We start from the raw sequence: 16,771 nt of genomic DNA, 5'->3' as shown, positions 1-16,771 counted from the left end.
CTCGGGTGAAACAAGTTGACGCAACTTCTATTGCACCCTTTATCCGTCCGGATAATCAGATATAAATGGATTTATGATCCCGATAAACTGGACAATGATGTGAGCTACCCTGTCTTCGATCTCGATATTCTGAGAAGCTTCGTCGCGGGCATCGAGCTCGGTACCTTTGCCAAAGCGGCGGAGCGTGTCGGGCGTTCGACGTCGGCCGTCAGTGCGCAGATCAAGAAACTCGAGGAGCAGGCGGGGAGGCCGATTTTTCGCAAGGCCGGCCGTGGGCTGGCGCTGACCGAAGCCGGCGAAACGCTGCTCGCCTATGCACACCGGCTGCTCGACCTCAACGATGAAGCGGTTACGGCGGTGCAGGGGATGGAACTCGAAGGCTGGGTCCGGCTCGGCCTGCAGGAGGATTTTGGCGAAGCGCTGCTTCCCGAAGTTCTCGGTCGCTTTGCCCGCGCTCATCCGAAAGTGCGCATCGAGGCTCGGGTGGTACGCAACGTCGAGCTGATGGAGCGGGTCCGGTCCGGCCGGCTCGATCTGGCACTGGCGTGGAGCAATGGCGAGCGGACCGCCCATTGCGAACTTGTCGGCGAGGTGCCTATGTGCTGGGTGGGGCCGATGGACGGCCGGATCGACTGGATGGCTGATAGCGGCGAACCGATGCCGCTCGCCACGCTCGAGGCGCCTTGCCTGCTCAGGACCGCCGCGACAAAGGCGATGGATAGTGTTGGGCTCGGCTGGCGGGTTGCTTTCGTCAGCCCCAGTCTCGGTGGCCTGTGGGCAGCGACAGCGGCCGGTCTCGGGATAACGGTGCGCACGCCGCTCGGTTTGCCCGGTACGGTGCGGCCGCTGTTTGACGGAGAGCTCGGGCTGCCGTCGTTGCCGAAGCTAGACCTCGTGCTGCACCGTGCTGCGGCGGATCAAAGTCCCGCCACCCAGCGCCTCGCTGCCATTATTCTGGAAGCGTTGCGTCCGTCACTTGCAGCATTCAGGCACGGGTAGCTGGAGACGGGTCCGAACTGATCTCGGCGGCAATTCGTATTTCCGCGAGGCGGGCCACCTGCTTCAGGTCGCGGGGCGTACCGGCGAGATGTTCGATGGCGGCAATGGCGACGTCGTTGGCGATGTAATCGGGCTTGTGGCCGAGGTTGCGGATGGTGATCAGTTCGGCGCCGACGATGTCGCGCTCGAGGCCGATGGAATGGAGTTCGGCAAGCACCACGTCGTCCGAATCGCCGGTGATGATGACGGTGGGCGCCTTGATCTCCCGGTATCGCTGCGATTCGCGCGTCACATAGCCAAGCAGGTTGACGACGTCCCGGGCGTTGTTGCGGAAGACATCTGGCCGCAAGACCAGAGCCGGCGCAGTCTTTTCGATGTAGTCGCGCGGCCGCGGGTTGGGGCTGAAGACGCCGATGGTGCCCTGGTCGAGCTTCCGGAGGCCGGCCGGGATGACCAGCGTGTGCGCGAAGATCCAGCCGAGGACGGGCGCAGACGCCAGCCGGTAGTACCAGTCGACACCGCCGGGCCAGGGATGGGTGGCCGGTGCCAGAAACAGCAGGCCAGCGGTCATTCGGGGATGGCGAACCGCAAAGGCTGCGGCAATTGCGCCGCCGAAGGAGTGGCCTACTATTATGGCGGGGCCGATTTGCAGTTTATCCATCAACTTTGCGATGGCATCGGCCTGTCCGGACGGAAAGGCATTGTCTGGCCCGCCGCGTTCGGAATAGCCGTGGCCCGGGCGGTCAACGAAGAGCATTTCGGCGCGGCCTTCGAGAGGGCTGGCGAAGGCCTGCATCTGGTCGCGCAGATTGCCGCTGGCGCCATGAATGAAGACGAGAGGCGGCAGGTCCGCGCCGTCAGGGCGCTTCAGGTGGAGAGCATTGATACTGTAGCCGCCGATGTCGATGAGGTTGCCGATGTTCGGATTGGCCTCGGTGATGGCCCGGGCCTTGACAGCGGTGTAGGCAAACGCGGCTGCGAGCACCAGGGCAACCAGAACCAGAAAACTCAGCATCGACAGGCAACTCGCAAACATGCCCGGAACTCGGTCGCCGGACCTCGTGATTCTATACGGTCGGGCGCGGCATCCGGTTGCACAGTCAGGTACGGCTGCCCGCAAGTTTTTCGCTGAGTTGGTCGGCCTGCTGCTGGGCCGCGCGGTTTGCGGGATAGATAGCAAGGAACCGCTGCCAGATTTCCAGCGTCTGCTGGTCTTTGCCATTTTCGGTGAGGATCGCTGCCATGCCGGCGAGCGCACCGAAATGGCGTGGCTCCAGCCGCAGAACCTGTTCGATATCAGCCATGGATTTGTTGTAGTCGCCAAGCGCGTAGTTCAGCGTCGCGCGCTGGTTCCAGCCTTCGACATAGCGTGGCTTCAGGGCGATGACCTGATCGAGAAAGTCGAAAGCGGCGGCGTTGCGCTTTTCGGCAATGGCCTTGGCCGCCCACTGCATCAGCAAATCGACGGTGGCACTGCCGGATTGCGACCATTCCACTTTGATCTGGTTGGCAATGCCTGCGGCCTGATCCGGATCGTGCTGGCGTCTAAGTGCCGTGAAGAGATCGTCGAGGCGCTGTTTCGGAGAGACGCTCTCGGTTTGCTGCTCCACGATCCGCGCGTCATCTGCGACTGCCATCTGCGGGGCAGAAGCAGCAAGCAAGACCGGCAGGAGCAGGGTGGGGAGCAACAGGGCACGAACAAACATGGCGGGCATGTTAGCCCGCCACCGCAGAAGATCAAAACAAATTCGATTGAACGTCATGCCGTCAGAAACCTGGCCGTCGATGTGCCCGCACACGCGGCGCGGGACGACCGACAACCAAACGGCATCCGCAAATCAGCCCTGACGAGCCTTGAAGCGCGGGTTCAGCTTGTTGATGATGTAAACGCGGCCCTTGCGACGAACGAGGCGGTTGTCGCGGTGACGAGCCTTGAGCGACTTGAGCGAATTCTTGATCTTCATTTTTTCGATCCGCGAGGTTTTAGGGGGAATGTCACATTCGCCCGTATCTTTAAACAATCAAAAGCGCGCTCTTGGCGCGCTCTTTTAGGGTGGGGAGCAGATACCGTGTCGCTTTCGCCCTGTCAACCGACTATCCGGGCTTTTTCCCGATGCTACAGGTCATGCACAGACTAAAGAAGTGTCGTGACATGCCCCATCTTGCGGCCGGGCCGGGCTTCGGTCTTGCCGTAGAGATGCACGAGCGTGTTGTCGCGCGCCAGCCAGTCCGGAACAGCGAGGATGTCGTCGCCGATCAGGTTCTGCATGACGCAATCGGCGTGTCGCACAGGATTGCCGAGCGGGAGGCCGGCAACAGCGCGGATGTGCTGCTCGAACTGCGAGACGACACAGGCAGCTTCCGTCCAGTGACCGGAATTGTGCACGCGTGGCGCCATTTCATTGGCAATCAATTGCCCATCGGCCAATACGAAGAACTCGATGCCGATGACGCCGACGTAATCGAGCGCCGTGAGGATAGTTTTGGCGGCGGCTGCAGCGGCTGCCGCGGTTTCCGGCGAGAGCCGGGCTGGCAGCGTCGAGGTGTGCAGAATGCCGTCGCGGTGAACATTTTCGGCCGGATCGTAGCTTTCGATCGTGCCTTCCGGGTTGCGGGCCGCGATAATGGAGACCTCGCGCTCGAAGGCGATGAAGCTTTCGAGAATCAGGGGGACGTTGCCGAGCGCTGCATAGCCGCCTTCCGAACTGTCGGCGAGCGAGCGATAGACGCGCTGCCCCTTGCCGTCGTAGCCCAGCCGGCGCGTCTTCAGCACGCCCTGTCCGCCGAAGTCGGCAAGTGCCGCCTCAAGGTCAGACTGGCTGTCGACGGCATGAAAGCGCGCCGTTGCGACGCCGCAACCATTGAGGAACTGCTTTTCCGTCAGACGGTCCTGCGCCATGGCCAGTGCCTTCGGCGGGGGATAGACGGGCACGCTCAGGGATAGAGATTGTGCGGCAGAGACGGGCACGTTTTCAAATTCATAGGTCACCACGTCCGAGACCGCTGCGAGTTCCGCCAGTGCTGCGGGGTCGTCATAGGCAGCGACGATCTGGCGGTTGGCGACCTGGGCCGCCGGACAATCGGCCTGCGGCTCGAGGATGATGGTGCGGAAGTTCAGTCGGGCTGCGGCCATGGCTAGCATGCGGCCAAGCTGGCCGCCGCCGATGATGCCGATCGTCTGTGTCGTCATAGGTCATCCATCGGGTATTCAGCGACTGCAGCACTCTGGGCAGCCCGCCATGCATCCAGCCGGTCGGCGATATCCTCGTCGTTGAGCGCGAGGACGGCGGCAGCGAGCAGCGCGGCATTGATAGCGCCGGCCCGGCCGATGGCAAGCGTGCCGACAGGAATGCCGGCCGGCATCTGGACGATGGAGAGAAGGCTGTCCTGGCCTGACATGGCTTTCGACTGCACTGGCACGCCGAACACCGGCAGCGATGTCATCGATGCAGCCATGCCGGGGAGGTGGGCTGCGCCGCCGGCGCCGGCGATGATGATCTTGAAGCCCTCGTCGCGCGCGCCCTTGGCAAAGCGTACCAGCCGATCGGGCGTGCGGTGTGCCGAGATAATGCGGGCGTCATACGTGATATCAAGGGCTTCCAAGGTATCGGCCGCATTCTTCATGGTTTCCCAGTCGGACTGACTGCCCATGATAATGGCGACAGGCGGTCTTTCGGTCATGGCGACGCGTCCCCTCAAGCGGTGATGTCCGGAATGATCTGGTCTTCGAGCTTGGTCAGCTTGTCCTTGATGACCAGCTTCTTCTTTTTCATGCGCTGAACACGGAGTTGATCGCAGCCGGTTTCGATCATCGCATTGATAGCGACGTCGAAATCCTCATGTTCCTGGCGCAGGCGCGCCATGATGAGTCTCACGTCGGCTTGATCCTGATCGGGCATGGTGTTCGTCCCCAGTCGTCGTCACGCGGAACCCTTTGGATCCAGCGGTTTAATTTCGCAAGCTCCTATCACCAAATAACGGTAACGGGAAGTTATCCGTGATCATGAATTTGCCCTGTTCAAGTCACTTTTTGGCCTTCGACATTGAAGAATTAGTATGTCACACTATTGTCGTTAAAGCCTAGAACTCCAGCGATGGATGGCTGGGGAAGGCAAGCAGAAGGAAGGTCAAATGACAGTTCAGGCTCATCTTGAATCGCTCCAGAAAAAGCATGTCGCCCTCGAAGAGAAATTGCACTCCGCGATGACCTCCCCCTCAGTGGATGACCGTGAAATCGCGGACATCAAGCGAATGAAGCTGAAAATCAAAGACCAGATCCAGCGTATTGCCACATCGGTACACTGATGCCGTAGCCGCGTTGCGGCCGGATCGGGCAGTCTGCTCCGTCGCGGCTGAAATGCGGACTTTGCACTGAATTGACGAAATTTTGCGCCAACTTCCTTTAACGCAGGGGTTGGCGCAACTGTTTGTGTGAGGTTGCTGAAAGCTTCCGTGCCTTGCGGCCAGCGGTACGGACAGAGCGGCGGGCACGGGGCTCCTCGCAGCTTCGCCCGCGTTCCCGGGCAATAGGGACCTTGCGGTTTTCCGCGACGCTCCCCTTGTCAGCAGGTCCCAACGGATTTACTCACAGACCGGAATGCCGGACTTCGTGTTCCGGCCGGATGCGCCGAATAGGAAGCCTGCATGACCTTGCCCCCAAGCCGCTGCCGTCTGGTTCTCATCGTGCCCGAGATGACCGACATCGCAGAACAGCATGCACTCGTGGCAAAGGCGCTGGAGGGCGGCGACGTCGCCTCTGTCATCATTCCGCAATACGGGCTTAACGAATTCGATTTCCAGAAATCGGCGGAAAAGCTGGTTCCGATCGTTCAGGCCGCCGGTGCCGCAGCCCTCATTGCCGGCGACAGCCGCGTCGCGGCGCGCGCCAAGGCGGATGGGCTGCATATCGCTGCCGATATTGCCGAGTTCACCGAGGCGATGGAAAAGCAGACGGCAAGCTTCATGGTCGGCGGCGGAACGGCCAAGGATCGGCATACCGCGCTGGAAATCGGTGAACTGAGGCCGGACTATATCTTCTTCGGCAAGTTCGACGGCGACTTCAAGCCCGAGGCACATCCGAAAAACGTCGATCTCGGCGAATGGTGGGCATCGATGATCGAGATCCCCTGCATCGTCATGGGCGGCACCGACCCGAACTCCGCGCTCGATGTGGCGCTCGCCGGAGTGGAGTTCGTGGCGTTGAGATCCGCTGTGTTTGCCGACGCCGCACAGGCATCGTCTGTTGTTTCTGCCGTGAATGCCTTGCTGGACGAAAAAGCGCCACGGTTTGAAGATTGATAGCAGTTCATGTCGATCTCGCACCGCTATCATCCGCCCTTGCTGTTTCTGGCGCTCCTCACCGGGTTTGCTGTTCTTCCCCCTATGGCAAGAGCGCAGTCTGCTGCGGACGGGGTCTCGAATTCCCCTAATGTCGGGGCTTTTCCGACCGAGCACATTTTACCATCGAACGAGCCGAAGCCGCAGCCTTTCAAGAAAGGCGGCGAGGCAGCACCTGTGCCTACCGATCCCAAGGCAACCAAGCCTTCGGGTGGCATCGGCGTTCTCGATCGCATGGGCGTAGGCCTGCCGGCGCTTCCGCCGGAAAAGCCTTATACGGGCGTGGTCGACGAGGCCTATGGTGCCTTTCAGCGTGGCTACTATCTCACGGCATTCCAGAAAGCCCTGCCGCGCGCCCAACTCGGTGATCCGGCGGCACAGACGCTGATCGCCGAACTGCTGTCGCAGGGACTGGGCGTCCGGCGCGACAGCAAGAACGCCGCCTTCTGGTATGGCAAGGCAGCGGAAGGCGGAAATCCTACCGCGATGTTCAAATTTGCCCTGGCGCAGATGGAAGGCCGCGATGTCCCGCGTGACCGCAAGTCGGCCGATCAATGGATGAAGAAAGCAGCCGATGCCGGAGAGCCGACGGCGCAGTTCAACTGGGCACAGAGCCTGACTGCCGACAACGCTGGTATAAAGGGCCTCGAGCTGGCATTGCCCTATTACGAAAAGTCTGCCGCCCAAGGCATCGCGGATGCACAATACGCCGTTTCGCAACTCTATATGTCGCTTGAAAGCGTGCCGCCGGAGAAGAAGGCACAGGCGCGCATGTGGCTGGCGCGGGCGGCGAATGCCGGCTTCGACACGGCGCAGCTGGACATGGGGGTCTGGCTGATCAACGGCGTCGGTGGCAAGACCGAGCTCGAAGAAGGCTTCAAGTGGATGAAGGTCGCGGCTTATCGCGGCAATGTGGTGGCGCAGAACAAGCTGGCGCACCTCTATATCAATGGCCTCGGAACGCCGCAGGATGCGGTCGAGGCAGCAAAATGGTACGTCATTTCGCGCCGTGCCGGACTGAAGGATCCCGAACTCGAGGATTTCTATCTCGGTATCGAGGACGACCAGCAAAAGGCCGCGATCAACGCGGCCAACAAATTCCGCAGCGCGCGCTAAGTGCGCTCAAGGCGTCTCGCAGTGTGAGACGCGCGTTTGATACCCCACGTCGTCGTCATTTGCAGCTGGGCCTTGCTCTAGAAAAGCGCGTCTTCGAACAAGTCCTCGTCGTTCGCGGCGGCCGCAGTTTCGACGACATGCAGGATGGCGCCGCTTTGAGCAGGGACGATGTCGTGGTGGACATTGCGTTCCTGCGCCATGGTGTAGACCTTCAGGATCCGGGCTGCGAGCGGCCCGAGGCTGTCGGCAAGGTCGCTGACGTCGGGCTGCTGCGGGCCCGCCATATCGCTCAACGTATCGGCGCAAGTGGCGAGGATCTCGCCGAGATCGTTCTGAAAATCGAGCTTGCTGAGCGACAGGCTGATCTTGGTGGCCACTTCGCGCCCACGCTCGGACAGGATCGCCAGTTCCTTTTCCATGACGTCTGCGCCGGCGCGGATATTGCCGACAGCGCCGCCAAGCCGTTCGTCGAGGCGGCGGGCGTTGGCCTCATGGGTCGAGGCGACGCCATTGCCGGCAGTCTCGAGATCGCAAAGGCCGGTAACGAGCGAGTCTGCTGAATCATCGAGCTTGGCTGCAAAGATGCGCAGTTCGGCAGTGATGACGTTGATCGAGCGGCCTTCTTCGCCCATGCGGCTGCAGCGCAGGTTGGTATTCAACGCCATATAATGGATGTCGGTCTTGACCGCGCGGATATTGGCGATGCTTTTCAAAAGGTTGGATGTCGTGTCGAGGGTGGACTGGCTGATCCGGTTTGTCTGGGTGCGCGCCGTCTCCACTTGCTTGACGATGCCAAGGGCGGTGGAGACGCTGTCTTCCAGCGTGCGCATGAAATTGCCGCCGGTTTCCTCGCCGCTGCCCTTCATGTCATCGCGCAGTTTCAGGATTTCCTGGGTATCGTGGCTGAAGCTGGTGATCGTCTGGACGACATTGCGGGATTCTCGCTGGAAGTCTTCAACCATGTCGCGCATTTGCGCCGCCGTCAGGTGGTGAATGAGATTTTCGAGGCGGTAGCGTGCATCGTTGTCGAGTGCGCGGCCTTCCTCGGTTTCGAGGAATTCCTCGAGAAAGGTGAAGGCGCTCTGTACGTGTTCGATACGCTGGCGGGTGATGTCGCCGATCTGCAGCGCAGACAGGGTGGAGGCGACCTTGCCCTGGACCCCGCGAGCGATGGCGCCGACCTGGCCGGCAATCGCTGCAAGATCCTTGCGGTGGCTGGCGATGGTTTTTACGTCTTTCTCAAGAGCATCGACGACTTTCGGAATGGTGTGGCCATAGTCCTTGGTCGTTGTTGCCCCGACATTCATCGCAACCTTGAGGTCCCGCTCCAGCGTGGTCAGCTGGTCGGCGAAACTGTTGACCTCGTTGGTGCCGGACTGGATCCGCTCGAGTATCTCCTGCGCGAAGCCGCCGAATTCGGCAATACCGGCGCCGGTAATCTTCACGGTAATGGCAAAGGTCCGCAGGTAGCGCATCGTTTCCTGCATATCCATGACATGGGTGCTCAGCACGGCGCCGGCCGCCGACAGGACTGCAAAATTCTCCTGGCGCCTGGCTTCGAGGTCGGGCAGGTCGACCAGCGTCGTCACGGTCTGCAGCAGATCCGCCGCCGTGTCGCTCGTGCCATCGCTGTCCAGTGATTTCGTCAGACGATCCAGGGATGCAAGCAGCTCGTTGATGACCTCCATCACCGAAACCAGCACTGCGCCGCCGTCCAGGAAGCGCTTCTCGACCTGATTGCGGGCCGACTCCAATGTGTCGCGGACGTCGGCGACCGGCATCTGTAAAGGGCGATGCGCCAGAGCTGTTCCACTTGTCATTGTTCTTCCTTTACTTGAATCTCGTCTTCTCTGGCTCAATACTAGACTCAAGGATGGAAAGTTCCGGTAAATTGCGGTGACTCGCAGACGTTGTATCGGCATCGATCTCGAAGCATCGTTAACAATCACTCATCAGTTATACTAAGCTTTATTGCAATATCCCATAAGTAACGGAAATTGTTCAATTTTACTGAAATCCTTAAACTAAATCCCAATTTATTTCAGGTAATAAATCGCACCATGGGGACTCGCTGTAATTGTGCTTCGGTGCAACCCGGGTTTACTGCCTGTTAAGGCTGTCATGAGATTCCTCTATCAGAGGTTATGCATCTGTCCACTCAGGAGGCAATTTTGACAGCGGATCGTAAGTATAAGGACGTTGTGCAGCTTCCAAATTCTTTGGTTATAAAGAATATCGCGGAAGTGCATGGCATTATTCATATGCGCCTGACGGAAAGCCCGGAAATTACGCTTGAGATCCCCGAGGATGCCGAGGCTGATCTGAGCTTTGTCCAGCTGGTTGAATCTGCCCGCATGGATGCCCGTGCCGCCGGCAAGACGATGCGGCTGGCCGCTCCTGCGACAGGGTCGGTGCTTAAGGTATTGAAGCGCGGTGGTTTCACCGACGCCCAGTCGGCGGAAGACGCGCAATTCTGGTTACATCAAGAGGTACGAGTATGACTGCGAACATTTTAACGGTCGACGATTCCGCCAGCATTCGAATGACGACCAAGATCTCCCTTTCCAACGCCGGCTATACCGTGACCGAAGCGGTGGATGGTTCGGACGGACTGGCAAAGGCCAAGGGTGGGGCATTCGATCTCATCATTACCGATCTCAACATGCCTGTCATGGACGGCCTGACGATGATCGAGGAGCTGCGCAAGCTGCCCGAGCACATGGGCGTGCCGATCATCTTCCTGACGACGGAATCAGATGCCGACCTGAAGGCCCGCGCCAAGGCTGCCGGTGCCACCGGCTGGCTGACGAAGCCTTTCGATCCTGAAAACCTGATCAAGATAACCCGCAAGGTACTCGGCCGATGAACATGCTCGATCCGGTTGCCGTCTTCCGCATTGAAGCTGCCGAGGTTTTCGAACAGATCGAAAGCGGCCTCCTCGACCTTACCCACAGGCTCGACGACAAGGCGCAGATCGACGCGGTGTTCCGCGGACTACATACGCTGAAGGGTTCCGGGTCGATGTTCGGCTTCGACGCGCTGGCCGCGTTCACCCATCATTGCGAAACGGCCTTCGACCGTGTCCGCAAGGGTGAAGTGCCGGCAACTGCCGAACTGGTTGCTGCGGTGTTGGCGGCGCAGGATCACATGCGTGCCCTGGTCGAGACGCCGAACGGCGATCATCAGGCGGCGGGCGATCGCCTGCTGGAACTGCTGCGTGCTGCCGTCGATGGCAAATCCGCAGAGCCGGTCGTAGCTGCTGCAAAGGACCCATTGAACCGTTGGCGCATCCGCTTCAGCCTGCCGCATAACGCGATGATCAACGGCACCAACCCGCTCGGTCTGCTGGACGAATTGCGCGATCTCGGCGAATGCCGGATCGTTGCCGATACGTCTGGAATTCCACCACTCGACGTGCTGGTGCCGACGGAACTGCACCTCTCCTGGGAGGTGCTCTTGACCTCCGACCAGCCGCGCTCCGCCATTGACGACGTGTTTATTTTCGTTATGGACGACATGCAGCTCGAGGTCGAGACCCTCAGCGAGGCGCCAGCGCCGGCTCCGGTCGTCGCGGTTGTCGGAGAGCCTGCCGTGGTGGTGTCGTTGCCTGTCGCGACACCTGCACCGGCCGCTGCCGAGACCGTTCCTGCCAAGGCCGAGACGCCATCGGCCGCGGCTCCGACCGATGCCCGTCAGGCCAAGGCATCCGAAAGCGTCCGTGTCCCGGCCGAACGGCTCGACGAGCTGATGGATCGCGTCGGTGAACTCGTGATCGCCCAGTCACGCCTGCGCCAGTTGGCCAATTCCAGCTCCGATCTCGCACTGCGCTCCGTATCGGAAGAAATCGAACGGTTGTCCGGCGAGTTGCGCGACACGATGATGGTACTGCGCATGGTGCCGGTCGCAACGTTGTTCAGCCGCTTCCGCCGCCTGACGCATGATCTCGCCCGCGAGACCGGCAAGGTCATCGAGCTGATCACGGAAGGCGAAACCACGGAAGTCGACAAGACGGTCATCGAACGCCTCGCCGATCCGCTGGTGCATCTGGTGCGCAATTCGATCGACCACGGCCTCGAGCCGCCGGCCGAGCGCCTGTCCGCCGGCAAATCCGAGGGCGGCACAGTCACGCTGTCGGCGCGGCAATCGGGTGGCGAGGTTATCATCTCGATCAAGGATGACGGCCGTGGCATCAATCGCCAGCGAGTCCGTGCCAAGGCTGAAAGCTCGGGGCTTATCCAGCCGGGCCAGGTGCTGTCCGACAGCGACCTGCTGCAGCTTATTTTCGCGCCGGGATTTTCCACTGCGGCGCAGATCACCAATCTTTCCGGCCGTGGCGTCGGGATGGATGTAGTCAAGAAGACAGTCGAGGCATTGCGCGGCGCCATCGACGTTACCAGCCATGACGGGCAGGGCTCGGAAGTGTCCTTGCGCATTCCGCTGACGCTGGCGATCATCGATGGCCTGCTCGTGCGGGTCGGCACCGGTCGCTATGTCATTCCGCTTTCAGCAGTCGAGGAATGCCTCGAACTGTCGCTGGAGGAGGATCTGCGCTCGCGCGGTCGTAGCTTCATCTCGCTGCGAGACAGCCTCGTGCCTTTCCTCAGGTTGCGCGAGCTGTTCCGCACCGGCACCAAGCCGGATGTGCATCAGAAGGTGGTGGTCATCTCGACCGGCACGGAACGGGTTGGTCTCGTCGTCGACCAGATCATCGGCGACCACCAGACGGTCATCAAGTCGATGTCCAAGCTGCATCAGGATGTCTCGACATTCTCTGGTGCCACCATTCTCGGCGACGGCAATGTCGCGCTTATTCTCGACGTCGTCCACCTGGTCGCCGCCGGTCAGCAACAGGAGGCGCAGTTGCGTGCAGCAGGATGAACCAGTCCCTTCAGAACGATAATCACTGGAACGACACCGATGAACTCGAGGTCCTGACGTTCGATCTGAACGGCGAGACATTTGCGCTCGAGGCGGCAATGGTTCAGGAAATCCTCGATCTCTTGCCGGAAACTGCGGTGCCGGGAAGCCAGCCTTTCGTTGCCAGCGTCATCAACTTTCGCGGCAAAGTCATTCCGCTCGCCGATCTGCGCCTTGCCTTCGGCATGGAAGCGGCAGCAGCGACCATCGACAGCCGCATCGTCGTCATCTCCCTGACGATCCAGGACGAACCGACACTGGTCGGGTTGCGAACGGACAAGGTGAATGAAGTCACCACGCTGGCGAAAGCCTCCAGCGAAGCGCCTCCGAGCGTCGGCATGCGCTGGCGGCCGGACTACATCAGCTGCCTCGTCAAGCGAGGCGGCGAATTCATCATCCTTCCAAACCTGCAGGCCATTTTCGCGACGCGACGGGATCACGCGCTGGCTGCCTGACCAAGGCAGCTATGAGACGAAATATAGGGGACAATATTATGCGATTTACGATCAAGGCCAAACTGGTGGGGGCCTTCGCCTTTATCATACTCATGCTGATCGGCACCTCCGGTTACGCCATCATGAGCCTAAGCAATTTCAACGACACCATCAGCGACGTCCTCGAGGGACCGGCCGCACGGCTTGAGCTGACACAGCAGATCAATATCGATCAGCTGCAGATCATCCGTCAGCAGAAGAACCTGCTGGCAGCGCGTACAGCAGAAGACAGCAAGGCGGCGATTGCTGCCGGTGATGTAGCCCGCAAGGCCCTGACAGACGATTTTGCGTCGCTCAACAAGATCCTGTCGCCGGATAGCCGCGCAGCGTGGGGCGAAACCGAGAAGATGGCGCAAATGTTCGTTCGCGCCGATGACCAGATCCGCGACCTGCTGAATGCCGGCGACAAGGAAGGCGCCTATGCCGTTTCTGTCGGCGAAGCTCGCAAGGCCGCCAACTCCATCGGAGCCAGCCTCAACGACAAGCTCGAGGACGAAAAGGTCAAGATGAAGTTTGCGGACGACGATGCGGACGTTCAGTATGCCCATATCCGTATGATGATGCTGGCAGTCGCCGGCGCGGCGCTGCTGATTGCTGCCATCACCGCCTACTGGATCGCAAGCACGATCGGCAAGGGTCTTGCCCGTGCCAACGCCGTGGTCCGCGATGTTGCAGAAGGCGACCTCACAAAGACCGCTGAAATCACCAACCGCGACGAAATCGGCGAGATGCTCGGAAACGTCAACGTCATGATCGAACGCCTGCGCGGCGTGGTCGGCGATGCGCTGTCCGCTTCCGACAACGTCTCTTCCGGTAGCCAGGAACTTTCAGCCAGTTCCGAGCAGGTATCGCAGGGTGCCACCGAACAGGCTGCCTCCGCCGAAGAGGCTTCGGCTTCGATGGAAGAAATGGCTTCCAATATCAAGCAGAACGCCGACAATGCTGCCCAGACTGAAAAGATCGCCCGTCAGTCGGCCAAGGATGCGGAAGCCTCTGGCGAAGCCGTTACCCGCGCCGTCAGCGCCATGCGGACTATTGCCGAGAAGATCGGTATCGTCCAGGAAATCGCCCGCCAGACTGACCTGCTGGCCCTGAACGCAGCCGTCGAAGCGGCACGTGCCGGTGAACATGGCAAAGGTTTTGCAGTCGTCGCCTCCGAAGTCCGCAAGCTTGCCGAACGCAGCCAGTCGGCGGCTGCCGAGATCGGCGCAATGTCGAGCGATACCGTCAAGGCAGCGGCCGAAGCCGGTGAAATGCTCGGTCGCCTGGTGCCGGATATCCGCAAGACTGCGGAACTGGTCTCGGAAATCAGTGCCGCCTGCCGCGAGCAGGACATCGGCGCTTCGCAGATCAACGAAGCGATCCAGCAGCTCGACAAGGTGACCCAGCAGAATGCCGGCGCCTCGGAACAGATGTCTGCGACGTCAGAAGAACTCGCCGCCCAGGCCGAAGAGCTGCAGGCATCCATCGCCTTCTTCAAGGTCGACAGCATCGCTCACAAGCCGGCCGCCAAGAAGATCGCCGTACGGGCGTTCGCCAAGGCGCCAATGGCCGCAGCAAATGCCCGCCGGCCTGCTGTCGCCAACAAGCCGAACAGCGTTGCCGCCCAGCAGGCCCGTGCCAAGGGTTTTGCACTCGACCTGTCGATGGGCGGACCGGATGCACACGACGACGATTTTCGCGAAAGCGCTTGATCTGACCGAATGTTACCGGCGGCCACTAAGGCCGCCGGCGCACTGAGCCAACGTATTTATGCGCTCGTTTTTATTCAGGAAATTACCTTGTCCTGAAATGTCTTAGCCAACGGATGTGGCCGTTGGATGCGCGAAGGGCCGAGAGCCGTTCGACGCGAGAGTAGATGTCAAGCTCTTACCTCCGATCTAAAATTGGCGATCCTGAGTGGCTTTTGGTCACAGGCTTGTCCCGATCAATGCCACCCGCTTGGAGTCTCCTCATGCGTTTCACGATCAAGTTAAAGCTGAGCCTCGTATTCGGTTTCATCGTCCTGCTCACCTGCGCGATGGCCGGCCTATCGATTTACAATCTGTCTTCGCTCAACGGCGATATCTCTGAAATGGTGGCCGGCCCCGTCGCCAACCTGCGGGAATCGGGTGAACTCTCGGATGCGGTCATGCACTCCATCCGGTCGGAAAAAGATGCCATCATCAACACAGATCCGACGAGGATTGGCGGCTACATCGACGAGATCGCGCAGCAGCGCGATCAGATCAAGTCGCTGGTACAACGTCTTTCCGCCTCGCCGGATCCGGATATCCGCAACGGCATGACCCAGTTCACCGATCTTTATGGCAAATGGGTGCAGTTGCAGGATCGTGTCACCGGACTTGCCAAGCAGAATACCACGGAATCCAACAGCCAGGCCGGGTCCATCTCCATGGGCGAGGGCCAGCAGATCACCGTGCAGCTTCTGCAGGTGCTGGCAAAGCTCAGCGACACCGTCACGGGCAACGTGACTGAAACGGATACAGCGACGAACGAACAGTATGCCAGCTCGCGCAATCTGCTCGTGGCGATGACCGCCGGATTGATCGTCATCGCGTTGGCTTCGGCGCTCTGGATACTGCTCAACATCTCCCGTGGCCTGAAGCGCGCGGTGAACCTTGCCGATGCCGTCAGCCTTGGCGACCTTAACCAGGAGATCCAGCACAAGAGCAACGACGAAATCCGCGATCTCGTCGATTCGATGAGCCGGATGGCTGTCAACCTGCGCGGCACAGCGGCTATGGCAAGCAAGATTGCCGAAGGTGACCTATCGGTCATGGCGCAGCCGTTGTCCGACAAGGACGTTCTGGGCTTTGCCATGCAGAGCATGATCACCAACCTGCGGACGACGTCTGATGTCGCCGGCCAGATTGCGGAAGGCGACCTGACTGTTTCGCCAAAGCCGCTGTCGGAGAGAGATACGCTCGGTATCGCGCTGCAGCAGATGGTGGAACGCCTGCGCGGCGTCGTTGCCGACGCGATCTCTGCAGCAGACAACGTGTCTGCCGGTAGCCAGGAACTGTCCGCCAGCTCCGAGCAGGTCTCCCAGGGCGCAACCGAACAGGCAGCCTCTGCCGAAGAAGCCTCTGCGGCGATGGAAGAGATGGCCTCGAACATCAAGCAGAACGCCGACAACGCCGCCCAGACCGAAAAGATCGCCCGCCAATCGGCCAAGGATGCGGAAGCCTCCGGCGAAGCCGTTACCCGCGCCGTCAGCGCCATGCGGACCATCGCCGAGAAGATCGGCATCGTCCAGGAAATCGCTCGTCAGACCGATTTGCTGGCCCTGAACGCAGCCGTCGAAGCGGCCCGTGCCGGCGAACATGGCAAGGGCTTTGCAGTCGTCGCCTCCGAAGTCCGCAAGCTTGCCGAACGCAGCCAGTCGGCTGCCGCCGAAATCGGCTCGATGTCCAGCGATACGGTGAAGGCAGCCGCTGAAGCCGGCGACATGCTGAGCCGCCTGGTTCCGGATATCCGCAAGACCGCCGAGCTGATCTCGGAAATCAGTGCCGCCTGCCGCGAGCAGGATATCGGTGCCTCGCAGATCAACGAAGCGATCCAGCAACTCGACAAGGTGACCCAGCAGAATGCCGGTGCTTCCGAGCAGATGTCGGCAACGTCAGAAGAACTCGCGGCCCAGGCCGAAGAGCTGCAGACGTCGATCGCCTTCTTCAAGGTCGAGACGTCGAACTCGCGGGCTTCGGCCTCGAAGAAGACACCGGTGAGGGCTTCGACGAAAATCGTCTCCGCCCCTCTTCAGGCACGAAAGTCCATCGCACCGACCTACGGCAAGTCCTCGCAGAGCATTGCCGCGCAGCAGGCTCGTGCCAAGGGTTTTGCACTGGATATGTCCATGGGCGGACCTGACGCAGAAGACGAAGACTTCCGCGAAAGCGCCTAAGCCG

General features: G+C 60.5%; 17 protein-coding genes. 10 read left to right on the top strand and 7 right to left on the bottom strand.

Annotation, left to right across the window (positions count from 1 at the left end):
• The first annotated feature begins 99 nt into the window (after window positions 1-99).
• Window positions 100-999 (top strand): LysR substrate-binding domain-containing protein, encoded by a 900-nt coding sequence (locus tag EQW76_RS21335; RefSeq protein ID WP_142830640.1) that lies wholly within the window; start codon window positions 100-102, stop codon window positions 997-999.
• Here the strand turns inward: EQW76_RS21335 and EQW76_RS21330 are convergent.
• From EQW76_RS21330 to EQW76_RS21305, 6 genes are all read right to left on the bottom strand, one after another.
• Window positions 986-2,014 carry an alpha/beta hydrolase gene (locus tag EQW76_RS21330; protein WP_142830803.1) on the bottom strand — a complete coding sequence of 343 codons (1,029 nt, stop codon included), beginning with the start codon at window positions 2,012-2,014 and terminating at the stop codon, window positions 986-988. The genes EQW76_RS21335 and EQW76_RS21330 overlap by 14 nt on opposite strands.
• An 85-nt stretch (window positions 2,015-2,099) precedes the next feature.
• Entirely contained in the window at window positions 2,100-2,714 is a 615-nt protein-coding gene (locus EQW76_RS21325) for a hypothetical protein (protein WP_142830641.1), read from the bottom strand.
• A gap of 123 nt (window positions 2,715-2,837) precedes the next feature.
• Window positions 2,838-2,963, bottom strand: a complete 126-nt coding sequence (gene ykgO, locus EQW76_RS21320) for a type B 50S ribosomal protein L36 (protein WP_037069952.1) — start codon at window positions 2,961-2,963, stop codon at window positions 2,838-2,840.
• A gap of 170 nt (window positions 2,964-3,133) precedes the next feature.
• Entirely contained in the window at window positions 3,134-4,189 is a 1,056-nt protein-coding gene (locus EQW76_RS21315) for a 5-(carboxyamino)imidazole ribonucleotide synthase (RefSeq protein ID WP_142830642.1), read from the bottom strand.
• Window positions 4,186-4,680 (bottom strand): 5-(carboxyamino)imidazole ribonucleotide mutase, encoded by a 495-nt coding sequence (purE, locus tag EQW76_RS21310; protein WP_142830644.1) that lies wholly within the window; start codon window positions 4,678-4,680, stop codon window positions 4,186-4,188. The genes EQW76_RS21315 and purE overlap by 4 nt, the downstream gene beginning before the upstream one ends.
• Window positions 4,681-4,694: 14 nt before the next feature.
• Window positions 4,695-4,898 carry a DUF465 domain-containing protein gene (locus EQW76_RS21305; RefSeq protein WP_111222365.1) on the bottom strand — a complete coding sequence of 68 codons (204 nt, stop codon included), beginning with the start codon at window positions 4,896-4,898 and terminating at the stop codon, window positions 4,695-4,697.
• Window positions 4,899-5,130: 232 nt separating this feature from the next.
• Here EQW76_RS21305 and EQW76_RS21300 point away from each other — a divergent pair, with 232 nt between their 5' ends.
• The 3 genes from EQW76_RS21300 (at window position 5,131) to EQW76_RS21290 (ending at window position 7,452) form a co-directional block, all read left to right on the top strand.
• Entirely contained in the window at window positions 5,131-5,304 is a 174-nt protein-coding gene (locus EQW76_RS21300) for a DUF465 domain-containing protein (RefSeq protein WP_142830648.1), read from the top strand.
• Window positions 5,305-5,643: 339 nt separating this feature from the next.
• A complete protein-coding gene (locus tag EQW76_RS21295) occupies window positions 5,644-6,297 on the top strand; it encodes a thiamine phosphate synthase (RefSeq protein WP_142830650.1) in 654 nt (217 codons plus the stop codon).
• Window positions 6,298-6,306: 9 nt separating this feature from the next.
• Window positions 6,307-7,452 (top strand): tetratricopeptide repeat protein, encoded by a 1,146-nt coding sequence (locus EQW76_RS21290; protein WP_142830651.1) that lies wholly within the window; start codon window positions 6,307-6,309, stop codon window positions 7,450-7,452.
• A 77-nt stretch (window positions 7,453-7,529) separates the two neighbouring features.
• On the opposite strand, the gene EQW76_RS21285 is transcribed toward EQW76_RS21290, so the two are convergent.
• Entirely contained in the window at window positions 7,530-9,272 is a 1,743-nt protein-coding gene (locus EQW76_RS21285; RefSeq protein ID WP_142830652.1) for a chemotaxis protein, read from the bottom strand.
• A 351-nt stretch (window positions 9,273-9,623) separates the two neighbouring features.
• Here EQW76_RS21285 and EQW76_RS21280 point away from each other — a divergent pair, with 351 nt between their 5' ends.
• The 6 genes from EQW76_RS21280 to EQW76_RS21255 all read left to right on the top strand — a co-directional run bounded on the left by EQW76_RS21280 (window position 9,624) and on the right by EQW76_RS21255 (window position 16,767).
• Window positions 9,624-9,953 (top strand): hypothetical protein, encoded by a 330-nt coding sequence (locus tag EQW76_RS21280; protein ID WP_224127953.1) that lies wholly within the window; start codon window positions 9,624-9,626, stop codon window positions 9,951-9,953.
• A complete protein-coding gene (locus tag EQW76_RS21275) occupies window positions 9,950-10,318 on the top strand; it encodes a response regulator (RefSeq protein ID WP_111222370.1) in 369 nt (122 codons plus the stop codon). Before EQW76_RS21280 ends, EQW76_RS21275 begins: the two co-directional genes overlap by 4 nt.
• The gene (locus EQW76_RS21270) at window positions 10,315-12,330 is read left to right on the top strand and encodes a chemotaxis protein CheA (protein ID WP_143123197.1); all 2,016 of its coding nucleotides are present in this window, start codon (window positions 10,315-10,317) and stop codon (window positions 12,328-12,330) included. The genes EQW76_RS21275 and EQW76_RS21270 overlap by 4 nt, the downstream gene beginning before the upstream one ends.
• Entirely contained in the window at window positions 12,327-12,824 is a 498-nt protein-coding gene (locus EQW76_RS21265) for a chemotaxis protein CheW (protein WP_142830656.1), read from the top strand. The genes EQW76_RS21270 and EQW76_RS21265 overlap by 4 nt, the downstream gene beginning before the upstream one ends.
• Before the next feature lie 38 nt (window positions 12,825-12,862).
• Window positions 12,863-14,557 (top strand): methyl-accepting chemotaxis protein, encoded by a 1,695-nt coding sequence (locus tag EQW76_RS21260; RefSeq protein WP_142830658.1) that lies wholly within the window; start codon window positions 12,863-12,865, stop codon window positions 14,555-14,557.
• A 260-nt stretch (window positions 14,558-14,817) separates the two neighbouring features.
• A complete protein-coding gene (locus EQW76_RS21255; RefSeq protein ID WP_143123196.1) occupies window positions 14,818-16,767 on the top strand; it encodes a methyl-accepting chemotaxis protein in 1,950 nt (649 codons plus the stop codon).
• The last annotated feature ends 4 nt before the right edge of the window (window positions 16,768-16,771 follow it).

This window comes from Rhizobium sp. rho-13.1 (assembly GCF_007000305.1).
In the GTDB taxonomy this organism is placed as follows: domain Bacteria; phylum Pseudomonadota; class Alphaproteobacteria; order Rhizobiales; family Rhizobiaceae; genus Rhizobium; species Rhizobium rhododendri.
This window is presented reverse-complemented; position numbering and strand designations above follow the sequence as displayed.